The following is a 23,145-nucleotide window of genomic DNA, read 5'->3' as shown; positions in this document are numbered from 1 at the left end:
TTCTTTGCGCCTCTGCGTCTTTGCGCGAATAAACAATACTATTATAACTTAAAAAGACAATAAGTATTATGAAATATAATCTATTCAATTGTGCCTTCTTTTTTCTGTTAATGCTAAATATCAACACAACGAATGCTCAAAAAACAGCAGACCAAAAATGGTGGAAAGAAGCAGTTTTTTATCAAATTTATATGCCTAGTTATGCCGATAGTAATGGTGACGGATATGGCGATTTTAAAGGAATGACTCAAAAACTGGATTATCTGCAAAATCTGGGTATAAAAGGTATTTGGCTTACTCCTTTTCTCAAATCTCCAAAAGTAGATAACGGTTATGATGTTGCTGATTATTATGAAATTGATCCTACTTACGGAAATAAAGCTGACTTTGATACTTTCCTGAATGAAGCACACAAACGAAACATTAAAGTAATTATAGATATGGTTTTTAATCATACTTCTACTGATAGCAAATGGTTTCAGGAATCCAGAAAATCAGAAGACAATCCGTATCGTGATTATTATATTTGGAAAGACGAACCTAATAATTGGGAATCTTTTTTTGGAGGAACGGCATGGGAAAAAGACAATCTAACCAATCAATATTACTATCATAAGTTTGATAAAAGAATGGCCGATCTAAATTGGTCAAATCCAAAAGTAGTTGCTGAAATTCAGAATGTTTTGCGTTTTTGGCTCGATGCCGGTGTCGATGGTTTCAGATTGGATGTAATTAACTTTTTAACCACAAACGGAATCACACAAGATAATCCGATGAAAGACGGAAAACAAGATCACATTAATGATATTGATCAGGAAGGTGTGAAAAATGCCATGAAAATTATAAAATCAACCGTTAATGAATATGACAATCGCTTTATTGTGGGCGAAATAGGAAGCGATAAAATCGAAGTTTTAAAACAATATCAATCACAGGATTTATTAGATGTCGTTTTTAATTTCAATTTTGGAAGCATAAAAGAATTTTCAACACAACGCATTTTCGATGAATTGCAAAGTATGGAGAAAAACATGAGCAATTATCCAACTTTGTTCTTCGGAAGTCACGATATGCCAAGAATGATCGACCGATTAGCAAATGGTAATGTAAATAAAGCGACAGCATTGACCGCTTTGATACTTACTGCAAAAGGAGTTCCGTTTATTTATTATGGCGAAGAAATTGGAATGCATAATATTACAGCCAAAAACATTGACGAAATGGTCGATATTCAAGGAAGAACACATTATAAATTGGCAATCGAAAATGGCAAAAATGACACAGAAGCACTTCTGGAAGGCAATGAACATAATCGCGATAAATCACGCAGCCCAATGCAATGGAATGCAAATTCTTTTGCAGGATTTTCAAAAGAAAAAACATGGATTAAGATTAATTCCGATTATAAAAAAACAAATGTTGCTGTTTTAGAAAACCAAAAAAATTCTATTCTTAACAGTTATAAAAAACTTATCGCTTTAAGAAATAAGGAAAAAGTTTTGCAATATGGAACTTATGATAATCTTGAACCTTCAAAAGATCAAATTTCATTTACAAGATCTTTCAAAGGAGAAAAAATTACAGTTATAATTAACTTTGGTTTAAAAAAGGAAATACAAATACCAAAGAATTCCAAAATATTAATGGGAAGTAAAACTCTAAAATCAAATAGCTTTATTGTTTATAAAAATTAAGTTCTCTTTTTATAAGATTTTGAAAGCCTTATAAAAAGAGAACTATTAAAACAAACCTAACAGTCCCGAAGCCTCGGGATTAAAAACCTGTTAGGTTAAACTATTTTACTTCATAAATAAATGATTCTGAAGGCGCTATTTCAACGATAACAGTTCCTTCTCCATTCTTTACAACCAAAACATTTTTCTTATTCGAATACAATTGATCTGTAAGCACATATTTGCCATCTTTTAAATTCCATTTTAGAATAACATCAGATGGAATCTTCAAATTAAACGTACTTGTTTTTTCAGAAGAAAAATTAGCAACAATTACCAGTTTTTGGCTTTCAGACCAACGAACATATGAATAAATTGATTCATCATAACCTTGATTATTTTGACGGTTTACAGATTGAATCTCTTGGAAATCTCCCATTAAAGCCGAACTATTAATCGAAAAATTCAGCAATCTTTTATAAAAATCACGAAGACTTTTTTCTGAATCCGATAATTTTCCACCATCAAATTTTCCTTCATTCATCCAGCGTTGGTGATTTGGAACTCCAATATAATCAAAAATAGAAGTTCTGGAATGTGTTCCAAAACCAGCATTTTCATTTCCTGCCTCACCAACTTCCTGTCCAAAATAAACCATTGTTGGCGAAGTACTAATTGTTGTTGAAACCACCATTAAAGGTTTTCCTCTTTCCGGAGTTGCTGCAAATTCAGGACTTGCCAAACGCTGTTCGTCGTGATTGTCTAAAAAATGAAGCATATGATGTTCAATATCAGACATTCTTTTTTGAATATCAGACAATCCATCAGGATTAGATTTTCCTCGAATAACATCTTTCAGTTTATCATACGTTTCTACTTTATCATACAAATAATCCATTTTTCCTAAACGGATATAATTGCGATATTCATTTGGATTATAAACTTCTGCCAATAAAAAAGCATTTGGATTTTTCATTTTGATTGCAGAGTTCATATAACTCCAAAATTCATAAGGAACCATTTCGGCCATATCATAACGGAAACCATCAACTCCTTTTGCCGTCCAGTACAAAGCAATAGATTTAAACTTTTTCCAGGAATCCGGAACGTCTTTATCCTGCCAAAAAGCAAAATGTTCCTGATATGATTTTTGATCAAATCCAGCTGGAAGTTCAGGGAAATCTTTAGAACCATCAGGACGAATTCCGTAATTTACTTTTACCGTTTCGTACCAGTCATTTTGATCCGGTTTTACTTTTCGGGAACCATTTCCTGTCCATTTTGCGGGATTTTCATCAAAATAGCCATCAATCATTGGATTTTTTTCTCCGTTTAACGGAATATCTCCATCCGGAATTTCAAAATGAACCTTCGGAATATAATAGAAGTTGTTATTTCTGTCGTATTCAACATTTACATTATCATTGGCACCAAAATCTTTTACGCCTTCGGGATTATTTTTCCCTTCATATTTACGGGCAATATGATTGGGTACAATATCAATAATTAGCTTTAAACCAGCTTTGTGAGTTCTGGCAATAAGAGCTTCAAATTCCTGCAATCTATTCGCAGGATTTACAGCCAAATCAGGATTCACATTATAATAATCTTTTACGGCATAAGGCGATCCTGCACGACCTTTTACTACTTCGGGATCATCATTTGAGATTCCGTAAGCCGTATAATCCCGAACCAAAGCATGATGCGGAACTCCGGTATACCAAATATAAGTAACGCCTAAATCTTTAATTTCATGAAGTGCTTTATCAGTAAAATCATTAAATTTCCCTACACCATTTTCTTCAATTGTTCCCCAGGGTTTATTTTTTGTGTTTTTATTTCCAAACAAACGTGTAAAAACCTGATAAACCACAATTTTCTTCTCAGCAGGAACTTCTTCTTTGGTAGTATTCATTTTTAAATCTTTTGTTTTACATGCTGAAAACAGCATTGTTGCGGCCATTCCTGCAACTACAATTCTTTTATTTATCATGTCTTTTATAATCTGAACTTTTGGTCTAGTTAGTAAATCTGGTATTTTAAACCATTTTCTAAATTTAAACTAAATTTTAAAACTCAGAAGAAAACCTCTTTAATTTCAATTGCTAAAAATCAAACTACAACGAAATAGTTACACTTTTTGTTGGTAACTAAAAGAAGGTACAGAGGTTCTGAGTGGCAAAGGTTAAAAGGTTTTTTGAAATGAATTAAAGATTTTAAAATCTAAAAACACATAGTAACCGCATAAGTTTATTTTTGTGCCGTTAGGCACTAAATATTGGTAGTAAATGAATTCAGGATTGATTTTACGTGCCGTAGGTACCTGACATTTATCGATTTGTTGCGTACCTAACGGCACGCTTGGGTAATCATTGTAATTTTTACTACCAATATTTAGTGCCTAACGGCACAATTCAAGCTACAATTTAAACTCCTACGTATCCTCTATCTACAAACCTTTATCTCTTTGAATCTTTGACTTTGAACCTATAACGCTATGCTAGACGCACTGCTGTGCGTCTCTACGATATACATTGTGAATAAAATTCATTTACAAAAAACACCAACAAACCTTTATACCTTTGCTACTCTGAACCTTTGAACCTAATAAAAAAACCTTTGCATCTAAAATCTATAATTTAATCCTAATAACATTATAAGGTTGTAACCTTTTTCATAAATTTGACAAAAATTTAATCAATTGAAGAAATCACTCTTTTTCATATCTTATTGTTTGCTTTTGTTAAGCGTACAATCCATTTTTGCACAAGCGCCAAAGCCAAAAACAATTAATATTGAGAATTCTGACCTCGTAGAAGTGAATCAGGTTTTAGTGCCAGATGGAATTTTGCTTACCGGAAATGTAAAAGTAAATCATGATGGTGTTGTCCTGACTTGTAATAAAGCCTATTTTTTTCAAAAAGAAAACTACATCAAAGCTTTCGGAAACGTGCAATTAGTGCAAGGTGATACTTTGTTTTTAAATAGTAAATATGCCGAATACAGTGGAAACTTGAAAAAAGCTTTCGCAACGGGTGATGCCGTCATGAGTTCGCCTGATGCTACTTTGCAAACCGATACGATTAATTTTGACCGAAATGTTCAGCAGGTTTTTTACAATACAAAAGGTACAATTGTCAATAAAGACAACACTTTAGTAAGTAAATCAGGAAGATATTATGTTTCAGAAAAGAAATTTCAGTTCTTAACAGAAGTTACCATTACAAATCCTAAATACGTAATAAAATCTAATCACTTAGATTATTATAGTAATTCCGGACATACCTATTTATTTGGACCATCGACGATTACCAGTAAAGCCAATTATATTTATACAGAAAAAGGCTTTTATGATACCAAGAAAAATCTCGCCCACTTTTTACGGAGATCCTATATAAAATATGATGACAGACTTATAGAAGGCGATAGTTTATATTATAATCGGAATATTGAATTTGCATCGGCAACGCGAAATGTAAAAATTACAGATTCTATAAATCGCGGAATTGTAAAAGGACATTATGCCGAGATTTATAAACTTAAAGATTCCATGTTTGTAACCAAAAGAGCGGTTGCAATAAACCTTGTCGAAAATGACTCCGTTTACATTCACGGAAAAAAATTAATGGTAACCGGTAAAGAAGGAGAACGCATTATTAGAGCTTTTAACAATGTTCGTTTTTACAAAATCGACATGAGCGGAAAATGTGATTCTTTGCACTCAGAGACTAAAATTGCATTGACAAAACTAATTGGAAGTCCAATTATATGGAACGGCGAAAACCAAATTACCGGCGAAGTAATCCATTTGATTGGTGATCAGACTACCAGAAAATTAGATTCACTAAAAGTGCTCAATAACACCTTTCTCGTCTCGAAGGACACACTCGGAACCGGTTATAATCAAGTCAAGGGAATCAATTTATTTGGAAAATTTAAAGACGGAAAACTCCATGATGTAGATGTTATAAAAAATACCGAAGTCATATATTTCATGCGGAATGATGCACATGAACTCATTGGAATCAATAAAAATGTAAGCAGTAAAATCAATCTGCTTCTGGAGAATAATGCCGTAGAAACTATTAGCTTTTTCAATAAAGTCGATGGCGATATTTACCCCGAAGCCGACTTACCCGAAAACGCCCGTAAACTAAGAGGTTTGGTCTGGCGCGGCGATGAACGAATAAAGTCGAAAGACGATATTTTTACTGCCGAAGACAATGAACTCAACGACAAATTAATACAAGAAGGAAAAGACCAAGAAGCTAAGGATAAAGACACTCCGATGAAAGTCAGGAAAGAAACCTTAGATTACGACAAGAAGAAACCGGCTGCAAAAGCAGCAGCAAAACCTTCGGCGAAAGTCAAAACTAAAGCAGTAAAATAGTTATCAGGTTTTAGTATTCAGTCGCAATTGTCAGTTTACAAAGCTTTGTGATCTTTGCATTTTAATAATGTAAACTTGATTGCAGCTTTGCAAACTTTGCGTAAATCTTTGCGATCTTTGCGGTTAAATTCAGTCACCGTCTAAGTTTACAGCAACTTGAAACAAAAAAACTCAGAAGCTAAGAATCTTAGCAACTTTGAACATTTAAAAAAATGAATCCAGATTTTATAAAATATCAAGCGCAAACCTCTCCTTATCCATTAGGAATGGAAGTTTCGCATGCCATAGGCTCATACGTTTACGACACAAACGATAAAAAATATTTAGATTTCGTAGCCGGAGTTTCGGCTTGCACACTAGGACATCAGCATCCAAGAGTCAATCAAGCCATAAAAGATCAGTTAGACAAATATTCGCACGTCATGGTTTATGGTGAATATTCGCAAAGTCCGGCCGTTCAATATTGCAAATTACTAGCTTCGCTTCTACCGGAATCTTTAAATAAAACCTATTTAGTAAATTCAGGTACAGAAGCGATTGAAGGCGCCTTAAAATTAGCAAAACGAACAACAGGCCGTAGTCAGCTTATTTCGTGTCATAACGCTTATCACGGTAACACAATGGGCTCTATGAGTGTTATGGGATTCGAAGAACGCAAACAAGCCTTTCGTCCTTTGCTTCCGGATGTTGATTTTATTACATTCAATAACGAAGCCGATTTAGAAAAAATAACCACCAGAACAGCCGCAATACTTTTAGAAACTATTCAGGGAGGCGCAGGATTTATTCAGCCTCATGATAATTTTTTACAAAAAGTTCGCAAGCGTTGCGATGAAGTTGGAGCGATGATGATTGTCGATGAAATTCAGCCTGGATTTGGTAGAACCGGAAAACTTTTTGGCTTCCAAAATTACGATGTCATTCCGGATATCGTCGTTATGGGAAAAGGAATGGGTGGCGGAATGCCGGTTGGTGCTTTTACAGCTTCGGCAGAAAAAATGGATCTTTTAACAGAAAATCCTAAGTTAGGACACATTACGACTTTTGGAGGTCATCCTGTCATTGCGTCAGCATGTCTGGCTACTTTGCAGGAATTAACTGAAACTAACCTTATGACAGAGGCTTTAGAGAAGGAAAAACTCTTCAGATCGCTTTTGGTACATCCTTTGATAAAGGAAGTTAGAGGAAAAGGATTAATGCTCGCAGCAATGACTGAAACAGCCGAAATAACCAACGAAGTTATTTTGAACTGTCAAGACAAAGGTCTCATTTTATTCTGGTTGCTATTCGAAGGATGCGCCATTAGAATAACACCACCATTAACCATTTCTGAAGAAGAAATAAAAGAAGGTTGTGCCATAATCCTGAGTGTTATGGATGAAATCTTGAAAAAAGGGCAAAAAGCATAATTTGGAGCTATTTCCTGCTCCCGAAGTTTCGGGACGCTTTATCTTTAATCCGTCGCGGCGGAACAAAAGGATATCGCTTCTATCAGGGCTAAAACTCCCGGTTAAAAATAAAATATAATAATAACTAGTAATCTCTTTTAAAATAAGAAGATTATGACTAAAAACAGAATAGGAATTCTGTCCATATTGTTAATTAAATTGTTCAAAACAATTAATTTCCTTTCCCCACAACAATAATATGGTTGCCTAAATTTATAACAGGCTAATTTCAAATAAACAAAGTATGCAATTAAGCAACGAAGAAGAAGATTATAACCTATCCCTATCCAAATTTGAGTCTATGTTAAAAACTAACAAAGTGCTCTTTTTTGATTCTGAAGAATTTGAAGAAATCATTCTTCATTATTTAGATATAGGTAAGGCTAATTTAGCAAAAAAGGCCTTGAAACTTGCATTAGACCAACACCCAAAATCTACGGGCTTAAAATTAGTACAAGTAGAAATGTTGGTTTACGACGACAAACTGGAAATCGCCGAAAAACTCCTGAATGAGTTATATGCAATCGAACCTAATAACGAGGAAATTTACATCCAAAAAGCCAATATTTGTTCTAAGAGAGATCAACACGAAAAAGCGGTAGAATTGCTTAAAATTGCCTTGCAATATACAGACGACTACGCTGATGTGTACAACTTGATTGGAATGGAATATCTGTTTATGGATAACCTTGAGATGGCAAAAGACAGTTTTATCAAATGTCTTGAAGAAGATTTAGAAGATCAATCTGCTTTGTATAATGTGGTTTATTGTTTTGAATTTTTAGATCAAAATCAGGAAGCCATTCTATATCTTAACGATTATATCAATAAAAACCCATATAGCGAAATCGCCTGGCATCAGCTTGGACGTTTGCATTATGGCGTAAAAGAATACGAAAATGCGATTCGCGCTTTTGACTATGCAACTCTTATTGATGATGAATTCTTAGGCGCTTTCATGGAAAAAGCAAAAGCCTACGAACGTCTTAAAAAATACAGCGAAGCGATCGAAAGCTACAACAGAACTATCGAGTTAGACGATGCAACTTCTTATGCGTTATTGCGTATTGGAAAATGCTACGAAAAGCTAGGTAATTCGGCAAAAGCATTACAATATTACAACCAAACTGTACATGAAGATCCACTTTTAGATAAAGGCTGGATTGCAATTACTGACTTTTATGTTCGTCAAAAAAACTTTCAAAAAGCATTATTTTTTGTAAATAAAGCTTTGGCTATCGACAATCAAAATCGTTTGTACTGGAAACGTTATGCGACGATCAACAAACAAATGAACTTTTTTGAAGAAGCTGAATTTGGATACAGAAAAGCAGTAGAATTTGGAGATTATGCATTAGATACCTGGTTATTCTGGGTTGACATACTTCAGTTTTTAGGTGAATTCGAAAGCGCAATTCAAACCTTATTGCAAGCAACTGAATATTTTCCTGAAGAAAACGAAATCGAATATCGTTTAGCAGGATTATATTTTATGATTCAGGACAATACAAAAGCAAAATTTCATTTAAGCAATGGTTTGCGTTTGAACTTTGAAAACTACATTTTAATCGAAGATTTATTTCCTGTAGTTTGGTCAAAAAAAATGGTTAAAAATTATATTGAAAAACATAGAAAAGAATAATGATTGATATTTTAAGAAGACGTTTTGGCTTGTTGGGCCGTAATATTAGTTACTCATTTTCAAAAGGATATTTTACAGAAAAATTCAGCGATGAAGTTTTTGCCGGCAACAGCTACGAAAACTTCGATATTTCTGAAATTAATTATTTCACTGAATTAGTAAAAAACAATCCCGATTTAAAAGGATTAAATGTTACAATCCCATACAAAGAACAAGTTATTCCGTTCTTACATAAACTATCAAAAAAAGCGGCCTTAATTGGTGCTGTAAACACTATTAAATTCACGAAAAACGGAGAATTAAAAGGTTACAACACCGATTATTATGGTTTCAAAAAATCATTAAAACCATTATTAGAACCGCATCACAAAAAAGCCCTGATTCTGGGAACCGGCGGCGCATCAAAAGGTGTTGCCTTTGCTCTTGACGAATTAGATATTCCGTATACTTTTGTTTCCAGAGAATCTAAGGAAAACATCATTGATTACAGTTTAATTAATGCTACTACTTTTGATAATTTTCAGATTATTATCAATTGTACTCCGGTAGGAACAAGTCCAAATATTGAAGCTTGTCCAGATCTTCCTTATGAGTTTTTTACTGAGAAACATATTGCTTACGATTTAATATACAATCCGGAAGAAACTCAGTTTTTAAAAAATGCCAAAGAAAAAGGCGCAACAATAAAAAATGGTTACGACATGCTAATTTTTCAGGCAGAAAAAGCGTGGAAAATCTGGAATAAATAAAAATATAATTACAAATAAAACGGTAGAATTCTTTTTGTAACTTAGTCTATTCATTAATAGATGGTTATGAAAAAATTTCTACCTTTTTTTTTACTCATTTTTCCATTTTACAATTCACTTTTGGCTCAGGATACTATTAATGAGCAGAAAGAAAGCATATATACAGAAGCACGTTATCATTATTATCTAAAAACAATATTACTCTTTAATGAGTATTTAGATACTGAAACAGGTTCATTTAATACAACACAACTTCGTTTCCTGCATCCTATCGCTAATAAAGCGTGGAACTTGCGAGTCGATCTTCCTTTAGTTTCTACAAATACGAGCTCTATAAACAAAACCGGTATTGGTGATATTGGCGTTGGCATTAGCTATATACCTTATTTAAAACACAAAAAAGATGGAATTGCTTTTCGCGCCAGAATAATCTCAAACTCCGCTGTAGATCCAGCTCTTGGATCAGGTAAATGGGTCTTTGCTCCGGCTATTTTCTACGGAAAATATATAAAGAAAGATCATATTTTATGGATCGTTTCTCTAGAAAACCAAATGAGTTTTGCAGGATCTGACAATAGAAGCGATATCAATCTTACTGCATTCGAAAATTACTTTATGTTTATACTGGGAAAAAACTGGATTGCTGCTGATGTTGCTTTTAAATACAATAACACCAATAAAGGTTATCCTAATAATGCTTTTGTAGAATTTGGCAGAAGGATTACTAAAAACGATATGGCTTACATCCATCCAAGTGTGGCTTTTGGCGGACATAAAACCTATAACTATGGTATCGAAGTTGGAATGCTAATTTTATTTTAATCCGCTTCAAACTATTAGAGAATCTCGTCAAATACATTTTTTCATAATTCTAACTATTGTAAAAAAACAACTCATTTTAATTTAAAATAGAGACTTCCTATAAATTTCCTTAAAAGTGTATAAATTACCCATTTAATTAAACTTCAAAAAAAATAGCAAAAAAACCGATATCACATTCCTAAATTACTTCATTAAATAGGAATTTCATCGTAAAATCACGTATAAACAAACGATTTATTTTGTATTTAGAAACTCCTTTACTATCTTTCGCTCTGTTTACAATAAAAACCTTATACATTTAAAATGTTAGAAGAAAAGAATGATAACCTGCAAGAAGCAGACGGAAAATTAGAAATCGAGATTAACGATTCTACACAAGATAATGCAATTGAAACTACTGGTTCTGAAGCAGCAACTGAAGATACAATTTCAAATGAAGAAGTTGTAGCAGAAAATACGGTTGAAGCTGAATCTACAGAAACAGAGCATCAAACAGCATTAGATGCTATAACAAATTCGAATGCCGAAGAAAGTGAAGATGAAACGCTAAAAGAGCGCCATGATATTCCTATGCAGGATTATAATACTTTCTCGCTTGATGCGCTTGTTGATGAATTGAAAAAATTGATCAACGACGATAAAGTGATGTCTGTAAAAGAGCATATCGAAGAAATTAAGAAAGCATTTTTACTACAATACAACCATCTTATAGAGGAGAAAAAGGAAGAATTCAACGCTTCTAAAGAAGATCCTAACGAAGAATTCGAATATCATTCTCCATTAAAATCTAAGTTTGATGAATATTATAATGTTTTTAGAGAAAAAAGAAATGCTCACTTTAAACATTTACAAACAAACCTTAAATCAAATTTAGACAATCGACTTGCAATAGTAGAGGAACTAAAAGAGCTTATAAATCCGCAGGAAAACATCAAAGACACGCTTAAACATTTTAATGATTTAAGAGAAAGATGGAAAAATGCCGGAGCAATTCCAAAAGATAAATACAATCACGTTTGGAACAATTATCACTTTCACGTAGAGAATTTTTATGATTATCTGCATTTAGATCGTGAAGCAAGAGATTTAGATTTCAAATACAATCTTGAACAAAAGCAAAAAATTATTGCACGTGTTGAAGAATTAGTAAACGAAACTGACATCAGCAAAGCATTCCGTGAGTTACAAGACTTACACAGAATCTGGAAAGAAGATATTGGTCCGGTTTCAAAAGAACACCGTGATAGTATCTGGAATAAATTCAGTGAACTGACTAAAAAAATTCATGACAAAAGAGAAATTTTATTCGAAAGCCAAAGAGCAAACGAACAAAACAATCTTGAAGTTAAGAAAGAAATCATTGGGAAAATTGAGGTTTTAGGAACTGAAAAAGTAAATTCTCACTCACAATGGTTAGTACAAATTCAGAAAGTAGAAGCACTTAGAAATGAGTTTTTTGCTGCCGGAAAAGTACCATCAGAAGTAAATGAAGAAACTTGGGCTGCATTTAAAACTGCCGTTAGAAACTTTAATTCTTTTAAAAATTCATTTTACAAAGACATTAAAAAAGACCAAAACGACAATTTAAACAAAAAAATGGCTCTTGTTGCGAAAGCAAAAGAATTACAAGAAAGCACAGATTTTGGCGCTACAACTCCTGTAATGAAACAAATTCAGGAAGAGTGGAAACAAATAGGTCACGTTCCTAAAAAATATTCAGATAAAATCTGGAAAGAATTTAAAGACGCTTGTAATCATTATTTTGATAAATTAAAAGAGCACAAATCAGAAGAAAACGTTGATGAAGTTGCTGCTTTTGACAATAAAAAAGCTTACTTAGATATTCTAAGAGCATACCAACTTACTGGTGATCACAAAACTGATTTAGACGCTATAAAAGCACATATCGAAATCTGGAAAGGTTACGGAAAAGTTCCTTTTGCAAGACGTCATATCGAAGGAAAATTCAATAAAATCCTTGATGCTCTTTTTGAAAAATTAAGTTTGAGTAAAAAAGAAACTGAAATGATGCGTTTTGCTAACAGAATTGATTCTTTATCTGACAGCAATGATACTCGTAAATTAGACAACGAGAAGATATTCATAATGCGCAAAATTGAAGAAGTTCAAAATGAAATCTTCCAATTAGAAAATAACATTCAGTTCTTTACAAATACTAAAAATGCGAAAAAAGAAAACTCAATTGTTCTTGAAGTTCGCAAAAACATCGCTATCCACAAAGAAAGCCTTGAAGTTTGGAAAGATAAATTGAAGCAATTACGTAATTTGGGACAAGAATAAGGTTCTAAGTTTCTACAATAAATAAAAAAAGGTGTAATGATATTTTCGTTACACCTTTTTTTTGTTGGGGTCATTTTTTTGTTGGAGTCATTTTACCGCAAAGATGCAAAGGTTTACGCAAAGTTCGCAAAGCTAGTTCAACATAAAGCTTTGCGAACTTTGCGTTTACTAAGCGCAATCCTGAACAAGAAATCTTTGCGCCTTTGCGGTAAAATTTTATCCCCATTTTTAAGATTGCTGGCAATTCTACGAGACAAAGCTTTGCGAACTTTGCGTTTACTAAGCACAATCCTGAACATAAAAACTTTGCGCCTTTGCGGTAAAATCCACTCCAACATTTACCTAATCCCAACCCCAAACTTAACATTCTAATTAAATTTCATAAAACTATTCTTTAAAATATTGATTATATTTGAGAATCAAAAGATTATAAACCTAAAATAGTATAAAATGAAATTTACAAGAAAAGCAAATGCCAACTGGAAAGGAACCGGCATGGAAGGAAAAGGAACTATAAGTACACAAAGTACAACATTAGATAATGCACAATTATCGTTTAAAACAAGATTTGCAGACGGAGTAGGAACAAATCCCGAAGAACTTGTTGCAGCAGCGCATTCTGGCTGTTTTACGATGCAATTAAGTTTTTTATTAAACGAAGGAGGTTTTACTGCAGATGATCTAAACACAGAAGCGACAGTAACTTTTGAAGACGGAACAATAACACTTATTCACTTAGACTTAAAAGGAAAAGTTCCAGGAATTTCTGCCGAAGAATTTGAAAAAACAGCTGCAAAAGCAAAAGAAATCTGCCCAATCTCGAAACTTTTAAATACAACAATTACATTATCTGCTGCTTTAGTTTAGTCAATACAGTAATTTTTAAACAAAAAAATATCCCGCTTTTGACGGGATATTTTTTTATAGTAATAAGAATTAAAATTCTTAGTTCATTGTAGCTTTTAATGCTTTTGCTTCAGCAGTCATTTCTAAAGCTTTATAAACTCCTAATAATGTTTTAGAAACATCTTCGTTTTTAGGATCTAATTCGTTTGCTTTTTTAAGGTAAGGAATAACTCCTCTAAAAACATTTTCTCTTTGTGCTTTCAAGACATCGTAACGTTTCATATCTTTTGCAGAAGTACCCAATTTATTCATTTCATCAATGATTGGTTTCTCAGCCTCTAATTTTAATGCTGCAAGGTTAAGGTAAGCATTAGTATAGTTTGGATTGATTTCAATAGCTTTTAAGTAATATTTCTCAGCATCAGCGCTATTTTTTGCATTACCACTGATTACACCTAAATTAAAAACAAGATCAGCATTGTTTGGTTCTTTTTCTAAAGCTTGAGTAACTAATGTTTTGTAAGTATCATAGTCTTTAGTTTCAAGATATAAATTAGCTTCTGAAAGAATCAAAGAAGAATCATCAGGATTCGCTTTTCTTGCATCAGCGATCGCTTTTTTAGCCTCTTCTGTACGTCCTTTTTGAACTAAGATCAAAGCTAAATTTTTGTAGATCTCACCTCTTTTAGAAGGAATAACTTCTGTTTTTGGTTTTTCGTGAGTTCCTAATTTTAAAGCTAAATCTCTTTCTTTTGCAGAATTAAAACCATCTTCATTACCTGAAGCTTTATTTACAGCTGTATAAGAAGTACCTTTTCCAGAATAATTTAATTTTTTCAATTCTTCATACATTGGCAAAGCACTATCATAATCCTGAGCGTTTACTGCTGTTGAAGCTGCGTAATACAAGTTGATTGTATCTTTTTTGTCTAACAAATAAGCATCATACAATTTTTTCGCACCTTCTTTAACTTTTTTAGCCTGTGTGTCAGCAATAGCTGAATTAATAAGCTTTCCTTTAATTTCAGTAATTGAAGAAGCAGCCTGAACTGAATACTTTTGTTTTCCTGAAGTTTTCTCGATTTCAATTAACTTTTTATAGCTTTCAGCTGCATTCAATAAGTTTGCACCTTCTTCAACTTTTTTGTTAGCTAAATCCAAATAAGCATTTCCTTGTACAAAATAGTATTGCGCTTGTTCAACATCTTTGGCATTTACTACCAAGTTTTCAGCGTCTTTCAATATTGTAATTGCTCCTTGAGCATCGCCGCCTTTTAACGCTTTTTCAGCACTCTTAATTTGATCTTTCTGAGCAAAAGTAGCTACAGAAATCAATAATGCTGATGCTAGTATTACATACTTACTTTTCATAATATTCAATTTGTGTATTTAATTTTAATTATTCCTGGGTTAAATTTATTATTCTTCAGATTCCTCTTCTTCAGAGTCGTCTTCATCTTCTATTTCTTCTTCAGAATCATCGTCGTCGTCATCCTCAGCAGTTCCGTCATCTTCAAGAACTTCTAAATCCGGCTTAACTCTTTCGATAGCAGATTCAATAACATTTCCATCTTCGTCAACAACAACTTCTGCAACATCATCTTTCATAACTTTTGTTACAGCAGCAATAGAATCTTTACCTTTTAGGTTAATCAATCGAACACCTTGCGTTGCACGACCCATTACACGTAAATCTTCAATTGCCATTCTAATTGTTAATCCAGATTTGTTGATAATCATTAAATCATCAGCATCAGTTACATTACTAATAGAAATTAATTTTCCTGTTTTCTCCGTGATATTAAGTGTTTTCACACCTTTACCTCCACGGTTTGTAATTCTGTAAACATCTTCTCCGTCGTCATCAACTAATTTAGTACGTTTACCGTATCCGTTTTCAGTTACAACTAAAATCTGTGTATCGTTTACATTCTCTTTGTCAACAGTAACCATACCAATTACTTCATCAGTATCGTCTTTTAAGGTAATTCCACGAACTCCAGAAGCTGTTCTTCCCATTGGACGTGTTTTAGTTTCTTCAAAACGAACTAATTTACCAGACTTAACAGCCAGAATAATTTGGCTTTCTCCGTTAGTTAATTTCGCTTCAAGTAACTCATCACCTTCTTTAATTGTAATTGCAGCAACACCATTTACCCTTGGTTTAGAATATTTCTCTAAAGAAGTTTTCTTAACCTGACCTTGTTTCGTTACCATTACAAGATTATGACTATTGATATAATCTTTGTCTTTTAAGTCTTGTGTACAAATGAAAGCTTTTACTTTATCATCGCTTTCAATATTTACTAAATTCTGAATTGCTCTACCTTTTGCAGTTTTGCTACCTTCAGGAATTTCGTAAACACGCATCCAGAAACATTTTCCTTTTTGCGTAAAGAACATCATATATTGGTGATTGGTTGCAACGAACATATGCTCAAGGAAATCCTGATCTCTTGTTCCGGCGCTTTTTTGCCCAACTCCACCTCTATTTTGAGTTTTGTATTCTGTTAGGTTTGTACGTTTGATATAACCAGCGTGAGAGATTGTAATAACTACATTTTCATCCGCAATTAAATCTTCAATACTTACATCTCCACCAGAATATTCAATAGTAGAACGACGTTCATCTCCGTATTTCTCACGGATTTCTTCAAGTTCTTCTTTAATTAAGTTTGTTCTTAAATCTACATCTGCCAATAATGCTTTCAAATGTTCGATTAACTTCATTAATTCGTCAAATTCAGCTCTTAACTTGTCTTGTTCCAGACCTGTTAACTGACGCAAACGCATTTCAACAATTGCACGTGCCTGAATGTCTGACAAATTAAATCTTTCGATTAATTTCTCACGAGCTTCTTCTGTATTTTTAGAACCTCTGATTATCGCAATTACTTCATCAATATTATCAGAAGCGATAATTAAACCTTCTAAAATGTGAGCTCTTTCTTCAGCTTTACGCAATTCAAAACGAGTTCTACGAACTACTACATCGTGACGGTGCTCGATAAAATAGTGAATCATATCTTTTAGATTCAACATTTGTGGGCGACCTTTTACTAATGCAATATTGTTTACACTAAAAGAAGATTGTAATGATGTAAACTTATATAAGGTATTCAAAACTACGTTTGGCGTAGCATCACGTTTCAGGATATAAACGATACGCATACCGTTTCTATCAGATTCGTCACGAATATTTGCAATACCTTCAATTTTTTTATCGTTAACTAAATCAGCCGTACGCTTGATCATTTCGGCTTTGTTAACCTGATATGGAATCTCAGTAACAATGATACATTCTCTTCCGTCAACTTCTTCGAAACCAACTTTAGCACGCATTACGATACGTCCTCTACCAGTTTTAAAAGCTTCACGAACGCCTTCATAACCATATATTACACCACCGGTTGGAAAATCCGGAGCTTTAATATGCGTCATTAATTCATCAACTTCAATATCATTATTATCTAAGTACGCTAAAGTACCGTTGATAACTTCAGTTAAATTGTGTGGAGGCATATTTGTCGCCATACCAACTGCAATACCTGTTGCTCCGTTTACTAATAAAGTAGGAACTCTTGTAGGCATTACTTTTGGCTCATATAATGTATCGTCAAAGTTCAATTGAAAGTCAACTGTTTCTTTTTCGATATCTGCCATAATATCTTCAGAGATTTTACGCATTCTGGCCTCAGTATAACGCATTGCTGCAGGACTGTCACCATCGACAGATCCAAAGTTACCCTGACCGTCCACTAATAAATATCGCATACTCCATTCCTGAGCCATACGTACCATTGCATCATAAACAGAGGTATCTCCGTGTGGGTGATACTTACCAAGAACCTCCCCTACGATTCTCGCAGATTTTTTGTGGGCAGATCTTGAGGTTACTCCTAAATCATACATTCCGTAAAGAACTCTTCGATGCACTGGTTTCAAGCCATCTCTAACATCAGGAAGCGCTCTCGATACGATTACTGACATCGAATAATCGATGTAAGCTGATTTCATTTCATCTTCTATGTTAATAGGAATTAACTTTTCTCCTTCAGACATAAGTTGTTATGTTTAAATAATTATATTAGTTTCAAAGCGTGCCAAGATACGTTTTTTTGGAATTTTTTCAGCTATTTACTTACACTTATTTCAATGATTTATTAACAACTTTATTTTAGCTTTTAGTTAATAAATTAAGCGTATTTTAACGCTTTTATTGTTTTTTTTTTGTCTCTTAGCTGTCAGGAGATCTCGAAGGGTACGGTTTTTGTTTTTCAAACTGTAATTCACTAAATTTACAATACCAATTATATATTATGGATGATAATTTTTCACCAAGAGTAAAAGATGTTATTACATACAGTAAAGAAGAAGCCCTTCGCTTAGGACACGACTTTATTGGTACTGAACATCTAATGCTAGGCATTTTAAGGGATGGAAACGGAAAAGCTATTCATATACTTAATAACCTAGCAGTCGATTTAGACCATTTACGCAGGAAGGTAGAAATACTGAGTCCAGCCAACCAGAGCGTTGAAGTGAATGCCGAAAAGAAAAACCTTCATCTTACCCGACAGGCAGAAAGAGCCCTGAAGACCACTTTTCTTGAAGCTAAAGTATTTCAAAGCTCGTCGATTAGCACAGCTCATTTGCTTCTATGCATCTTACGAAACGAAAACGATCCAACAACCAAGCTGTTGAATAAACTAAAAATAGATTATGACATAGCTAAAGAACAATATTTAAATATGACTCCAAACGAAGAAGAATTCTTAGAAAACTTGCCAAGAAACGAATCGTATAATGACGATTCAGGACAAGATGACAGTCTTAAAGAAAGTAGTTTTAACAATCCCGCCAATAAGTCAAACAAAAAATCTAAAACTCCGGTATTAGATAATTTTGGGAGAGATTTAACAGAAATGGCTGAGGAAGGAAAACTAGATCCGGTTGTAGGACGCGAAAAAGAAATTGAACGTGTTTCGCAAATCTTAAGCCGTAGAAAAAAGAACAACCCACTTCTTATTGGAGAACCTGGAGTTGGTAAATCTGCTATTGCAGAAGGACTGGCACTACGTATCATTCAAAAGAAAGTATCTCGTATTCTTTTCCACAAACGTGTAGTAACGCTTGATTTGGCAAGTTTAGTTGCCGGAACAAAATACCGCGGTCAGTTTGAAGAAAGAATGAAAGCCGTGATGAACGAGCTGGAGAAAAATGATGACATTATTCTTTTCATTGACGAAATTCATACTATCGTAGGCGCTGGTGGAGCAACAGGATCTCTTGATGCTTCAAACATGTTCAAACCTGCTTTAGCAAGAGGCGAAATTCAATGTATTGGTGCAACTACTCTTGATGAGTACAGACAATATATTGAGAAAGATGGTGCCCTTGAAAGACGTTTTCAAAAAGTAATTGTTGAACCAACTTCTGTTGAAGAAACGATTGCAATTTTGAACAATGTAAAAGACAAATACGAAGATCACCACAATGTAACTTATACTCAGGAAGCAATTGAAGCTTGTGTTAAATTAACAAACAGATATATGTCTGAGCGTTTCTTACCAGACAAAGCTATTGATGCTCTTGACGAAGCCGGATCTCGCGTACACATTACTAACATTGATGTTCCTAAACAAATTCTTGATTTAGAACGTCAGTTAGAAGAAGTTCGTGAAATGAAGAACATGGTAGTTAAAAAACAAAAATACGAAGAGGCTGCCAAACTTCGCGATGATGAAAAACGCATCGAAAAAGATCTTGCGGTTGCACAAGAACAATGGGAAGAAGATTCTAAAAACAACAGAATTGAAGTTACAGAAGATAATGTAGCCGATGTTGTTTCTATGATGACTGGAATTCCTGTAAACAGAATTGCACAAACAGAAAGTAATAAACTAGCTAAATTACCTGAATTGATTCAGAATAAAGTAATTGGTCAAAACGAAGCTGTTCTTAAAATTGCACGTTCTATTCAACGTAACAGAGCCGGACTTAAAGATCCTAACAAACCAATTGGTTCGTTCATTTTCTTAGGTCAGACCGGAGTTGGTAAAACACAATTAGCAAAAGTTCTTGCAAAAGAATTATTCGATTCAGAAGATGCTTTAGTTCGTATTGACATGAGTGAATACATGGAGAAATTTGCAATCTCTCGTTTAGTTGGAGCGCCTCCGGGATACGTAGGTTACGAAGAAGGTGGACAATTGACTGAAAAAGTTCGTAGAAAACCATATTGTGTTGTTCTTTTGGATGAGATCGAAAAAGCGCATCCGGATGTATTCAATATGATGCTTCAGGTTCTTGATGATGGATATTTGACAGATAGTTTAGGTCGCAAAATCGACTTTAAAAACACTATCATTATCATGACTTCTAACGTTGGAGCACGTCAATTAAAAGATTTTGGACAAGGTGTAGGATTCGGAACTGCTGCAAAAGTGGCTCAAGCCGATGAAAACTCAAAAAGCATTATCGAAAATGCATTGAAAAAAACTTTCGCACCAGAATTCTTAAACAGAATTGATGACGTAATCGTATTCAACGCATTAGAAAAAGGTGACATTGATTTGATTATCGATATCGAACTTGCAAAACTTTATTCTCGTATTGCTGAATTAGGTTACAAGCTTAATCTTACTGACAAAGCAAAAGCATTTATTGCAGAAAAAGGCTTTGACAGACAATTTGGAGCAAGACCTCTAAAAAGAGCAATTCAGAAATATGTTGAAGATTTGTTAGCAGAAGAAATCATAACTTCAAAAATACATTCAGGTGACGAAATCTTAATGGATTTGAAAGATGATTCTCAAGAACTTTCAGTAGAAATACATAAAGCTGAAGAACCAACAAATCAATAAGATAGTTAAGTTTTATAACAGAAATAACAAACCCGTTACGTTTTCATAACATAACGGGTATTTTTTTTAGATAATTTACTATCTTTAGTAAAAGCAAATAGCTATTTTTGGCTATTAAATTCTATAATAAAATATAACGTATGCTTCAAAACAAAGTCATTTTAGGTAGCGAAGAATGGTGCTCATTTCCAGAACTAGGAATTCCAACGATCAAGGCTCGTGTGGACTCTGGTGCCAAAACTTCGGCAATGCACGCCATAAACATAGCTCCTTTTATTAAAAATGATACCAATTGGGTAAAATTTGATATTAATCCTATTCAGAATAACATCAAAACCATTATTCATTGTGAAGCTCCGCTGGTTGATAAGCGAATTGTAAAAAGTTCAAGCGGATTCAGAGAACATCGTTATGTTATCCAAACTCACATTAAACTTGGCGATATCAAATGGCCAATCGAAATGACTTTGACTAACAGAGATTCAATGGGTTTCCGTATGCTTTTAGGCCGTGAAGCCATGAGCGGACGTGTTTTGGTTGATCCCGAAGAAAAATACTTATTAGGTCAGCCAACTCCTGAATCTTTAAAAGAATTATACCAAAACTCTGAAAAAGCAACTTCTGGATTGCGAATTGGTCTTCTTGCCAGTAATCCTGAATTATACAGCAATAAAAGAATCATGGAAGCAGGCGAAATGCGCGGTCATGAAATGCATTTCTTAAATATCAAGGAATGTTACATGAAATTGGATGCAAAGACACCAGAAATTCATTATCGTGGCGGAAAAATACTAAATCAATTCGATGCCATTATTCCTAGAATTCGTCCAAGTATTACCTTTTACGGTTGTGCTTTAACGCGTCAGTTTGAAGCTTTGAAGGTTTTTGTTTTAAATTCGGCTACAGCCATTACACAATCACGAGATAAATTATATTCTCTTCAATTGCTTTTGAATAGCGGAATCGACATTCCAACAACTGGTTTTGCCAATTCACCTTTGGATACTGACAATTTGATTAAAATGGTTGGAGGTTCGCCTTTAATCGTAAAATTATTAGAAGGAACTCAAGGAAAAGGCGTTGTTCTTGCAGAAACCAAAAAAGCGGCAGAAAGTGTTATTAATGCTTTCAAAAGCTTAAATGCAAACATATTAGTTCAGGAATTCATTAAAGAAGCCAACGGAAAAGACATTCGTTGTTTTGTAATCGACGGAAAAGTGGTCGCAGCAATTCAGCGTGAAGCAATGCCGGGAGAATTTAGAGCTAATATTCACCTTGGCGGAACTGCTTCTGTTATAAAAGTTACTCCCGAAGAAAAAAAGATCGCGATTAAAGCCGCAAAAGCAATGGATTTAAAAGTTGCCGGCGTTGACATTATTCGTTCTTCAAAAGGACCATTATTACTTGAAGTAAACTCTTCTCCGGGTCTTGAAGGAATCGAAGGCGCAACAAACAAAGATATTGCCGGAGAAATGATCAAAGCAATCGAAAAGAACTTTAAGCTTATATAAAAACTAAAAATAAGTTCATTCGAACTTAATAACATATAATTAATTTAGCAGCTTTGTCAAAGTTTAAAACTTTGACAAAGCTTTTTTATTTAACTTTAATAAAAAAAACAATTATGCTTTCCCCTTATTTAGATATCATTATAAGAAGTCTCGCTGTCTATTTTTTCATGACAATTGCTTTGCGAATTTTCGGCAAAAAAGAACTTTCCCAATTAAATACTGCCGATATTATTCTGATTTTATTAATTAGTAATTCCGTTCAAAATGCAATGGTCGGACCTGACACGAGTCTTTCAGGAGGATTAATTGCTGCTTTGGCTTTATTCATAATTAATTACATTATCAAAAAACTAACGCACAAATACAAAATTCTAAACAATTTACTTTTAGACAAACCTGAGATTTTAATCCATGACGGAAAGCTTGATTTTTCAGCATTAAGCAAATTAGACATCTCACATGATGAATTAAAAGAAGCAATGCGTGAACACGGAATTGAATTTTTCGCAGATGTAAAGCTCGCTATGTTAGAAATTGATGGCTCAATAAGCATTATTTCAGAAGATAAAAAGAATCTGAAACAAACGCATTATAAACGAAAACACAATCGAAAGAATTTACAAAAACAATCTTGAATAAAAATTCCAAATTTTAAATTCCACATTCCAACAGGATAACGTTCAGAGTTGAAATAGATTAATGTAAAAACTTGTGGAGCTATAAAAATTAAAGATAGATTTTACCGCAAAGTTTGCAAAGTTATCTTTATACATATCGGTGTCGGATTTCATAAAACATAAAGTTCGCAAAGCTAAATCAACACAAAGCTTTGCGAACTTTGTGTTTTTAAACATACCATTAGACAAAAATCTTAGCGTGCTTTGCGTTTAAAATGAT

General features: G+C 33.6%; 14 protein-coding genes. 11 read left to right on the top strand and 3 right to left on the bottom strand.

Annotated features, from left to right (window positions below; genetic code table 11):
- Positions 1-68: 68 nt before the first annotated feature.
- On the top strand, positions 69-1,694 hold the full coding sequence (locus CLU81_RS21655) for an alpha-glucosidase (protein WP_099711713.1): 1,626 nt from the start codon (positions 69-71) through the stop codon (positions 1,692-1,694).
- A 100-nt stretch (positions 1,695-1,794) separates the two neighbouring features.
- On the opposite strand, the gene CLU81_RS21650 is transcribed toward CLU81_RS21655, so the two are convergent.
- Complete coding sequence (locus tag CLU81_RS21650; RefSeq protein WP_099711712.1) at positions 1,795-3,666, bottom strand: alpha-amylase family protein; 1,872 nt, start codon at positions 3,664-3,666, stop codon at positions 1,795-1,797.
- A gap of 708 nt (positions 3,667-4,374) precedes the next feature.
- On the opposite strand from CLU81_RS21650, the gene CLU81_RS21645 reads away from it, so the two are divergent.
- From CLU81_RS21645 to CLU81_RS21610, 7 genes are all read left to right on the top strand, one after another.
- Positions 4,375-6,063 carry an OstA-like protein gene (locus CLU81_RS21645; RefSeq protein ID WP_233209747.1) on the top strand — a complete coding sequence of 563 codons (1,689 nt, stop codon included), beginning with the start codon at positions 4,375-4,377 and terminating at the stop codon, positions 6,061-6,063.
- Positions 6,064-6,275: 212 nt separating this feature from the next.
- On the top strand, positions 6,276-7,472 hold the full coding sequence (locus CLU81_RS21640) for an aspartate aminotransferase family protein (RefSeq protein ID WP_099711710.1): 1,197 nt from the start codon (positions 6,276-6,278) through the stop codon (positions 7,470-7,472).
- Between the two features lie 283 nt (positions 7,473-7,755).
- The gene (locus CLU81_RS21635) at positions 7,756-9,153 is read left to right on the top strand and encodes a tetratricopeptide repeat protein (protein WP_099711709.1); all 1,398 of its coding nucleotides are present in this window, start codon (positions 7,756-7,758) and stop codon (positions 9,151-9,153) included.
- On the top strand, positions 9,153-9,902 hold the full coding sequence (locus CLU81_RS21630; RefSeq protein ID WP_099711708.1) for a shikimate dehydrogenase: 750 nt from the start codon (positions 9,153-9,155) through the stop codon (positions 9,900-9,902). The genes CLU81_RS21635 and CLU81_RS21630 overlap by 1 nt, the downstream gene beginning before the upstream one ends.
- Before the next feature lie 66 nt (positions 9,903-9,968).
- Positions 9,969-10,724 (top strand): lipid A phosphoethanolamine transferase, encoded by a 756-nt coding sequence (locus CLU81_RS21625; protein WP_099712829.1) that lies wholly within the window; start codon positions 9,969-9,971, stop codon positions 10,722-10,724.
- A gap of 303 nt (positions 10,725-11,027) precedes the next feature.
- Positions 11,028-13,025: a DUF349 domain-containing protein gene (locus CLU81_RS21620; protein WP_099711707.1), complete on the top strand. Its 1,998-nt coding sequence runs from the start codon at positions 11,028-11,030 to the stop codon at positions 13,023-13,025.
- 450 nt (positions 13,026-13,475) lie between these two features.
- Positions 13,476-13,892, top strand: a complete 417-nt coding sequence (locus tag CLU81_RS21610; protein ID WP_099711705.1) for an OsmC family protein — start codon at positions 13,476-13,478, stop codon at positions 13,890-13,892.
- Positions 13,893-13,970: 78 nt separating this feature from the next.
- Here CLU81_RS21610 and CLU81_RS21605 read toward each other — a convergent pair whose 3' ends face one another.
- Complete coding sequence (locus tag CLU81_RS21605; RefSeq protein ID WP_099711704.1) at positions 13,971-15,242, bottom strand: tetratricopeptide repeat protein; 1,272 nt, start codon at positions 15,240-15,242, stop codon at positions 13,971-13,973.
- A 48-nt stretch (positions 15,243-15,290) separates the two neighbouring features.
- Positions 15,291-17,933 (bottom strand): DNA gyrase subunit A, encoded by a 2,643-nt coding sequence (gene gyrA, locus CLU81_RS21600; RefSeq protein WP_099711703.1) that lies wholly within the window; start codon positions 17,931-17,933, stop codon positions 15,291-15,293.
- Positions 17,934-18,190: 257 nt separating this feature from the next.
- Between gyrA and CLU81_RS21595 the strand changes: the two genes are divergently transcribed.
- From CLU81_RS21595 to CLU81_RS21585, 3 genes are all read left to right on the top strand, one after another.
- A complete protein-coding gene (locus tag CLU81_RS21595) occupies positions 18,191-20,737 on the top strand; it encodes an ATP-dependent Clp protease ATP-binding subunit (protein WP_099711702.1) in 2,547 nt (848 codons plus the stop codon).
- A gap of 140 nt (positions 20,738-20,877) precedes the next feature.
- The gene (gene rimK, locus CLU81_RS21590) at positions 20,878-22,248 is read left to right on the top strand and encodes a 30S ribosomal protein S6--L-glutamate ligase (RefSeq protein WP_099711701.1); all 1,371 of its coding nucleotides are present in this window, start codon (positions 20,878-20,880) and stop codon (positions 22,246-22,248) included.
- 113 nt (positions 22,249-22,361) lie between these two features.
- Positions 22,362-22,883, top strand: a complete 522-nt coding sequence (locus tag CLU81_RS21585) for a DUF421 domain-containing protein (RefSeq protein WP_099712828.1) — start codon at positions 22,362-22,364, stop codon at positions 22,881-22,883.
- Positions 22,884-23,145 lie beyond the last annotated feature (262 nt).

Source organism: Flavobacterium sp. 9, from assembly GCF_002754195.1.
In the GTDB taxonomy this organism is placed as follows: Bacteria; Bacteroidota; Bacteroidia; order Flavobacteriales; family Flavobacteriaceae; genus Flavobacterium.
Note: the sequence above shows the minus strand (reverse complement) of the source record. Positions and strands in the feature narration are given on the sequence as shown.

Bases quoted from the DNA above. Each gene is read 5' to 3' on its own strand.
- CLU81_RS21640 (WP_099711710.1), top strand. From the start codon at position 6,276: ATGAATCCAGATTTTATAAAATATCAAGCGCAAACCTCTCCTTATCCA.
- CLU81_RS21655 (WP_099711713.1), top strand. From the start codon at position 69: ATGAAATATAATCTATTCAATTGTGCCTTCTTTTTTCTGTTAATGCTA.
- CLU81_RS21585 (WP_099712828.1), top strand. From the start codon at position 22,362: ATGCTTTCCCCTTATTTAGATATCATTATAAGAAGTCTCGCTGTCTAT.
- CLU81_RS21610 (WP_099711705.1), top strand. From the start codon at position 13,476: ATGAAATTTACAAGAAAAGCAAATGCCAACTGGAAAGGAACCGGCATG.
- CLU81_RS21625 (WP_099712829.1), top strand. From the start codon at position 9,969: ATGAAAAAATTTCTACCTTTTTTTTTACTCATTTTTCCATTTTACAAT.
- CLU81_RS21630 (WP_099711708.1), top strand. From the start codon at position 9,153: ATGATTGATATTTTAAGAAGACGTTTTGGCTTGTTGGGCCGTAATATT.
- CLU81_RS21605 (WP_099711704.1), bottom strand. From the start codon at position 15,242: ATGAAAAGTAAGTATGTAATACTAGCATCAGCATTATTGATTTCTGTA.
- CLU81_RS21620 (WP_099711707.1), top strand. From the start codon at position 11,028: ATGTTAGAAGAAAAGAATGATAACCTGCAAGAAGCAGACGGAAAATTA.
- CLU81_RS21595 (WP_099711702.1), top strand. From the start codon at position 18,191: ATGGATGATAATTTTTCACCAAGAGTAAAAGATGTTATTACATACAGT.
- rimK (WP_099711701.1), top strand. From the start codon at position 20,878: ATGCTTCAAAACAAAGTCATTTTAGGTAGCGAAGAATGGTGCTCATTT.
- CLU81_RS21635 (WP_099711709.1), top strand. From the start codon at position 7,756: ATGCAATTAAGCAACGAAGAAGAAGATTATAACCTATCCCTATCCAAA.
- gyrA (WP_099711703.1), bottom strand. From the start codon at position 17,933: ATGTCTGAAGGAGAAAAGTTAATTCCTATTAACATAGAAGATGAAATG.
- CLU81_RS21650 (WP_099711712.1), bottom strand. From the start codon at position 3,666: ATGATAAATAAAAGAATTGTAGTTGCAGGAATGGCCGCAACAATGCTG.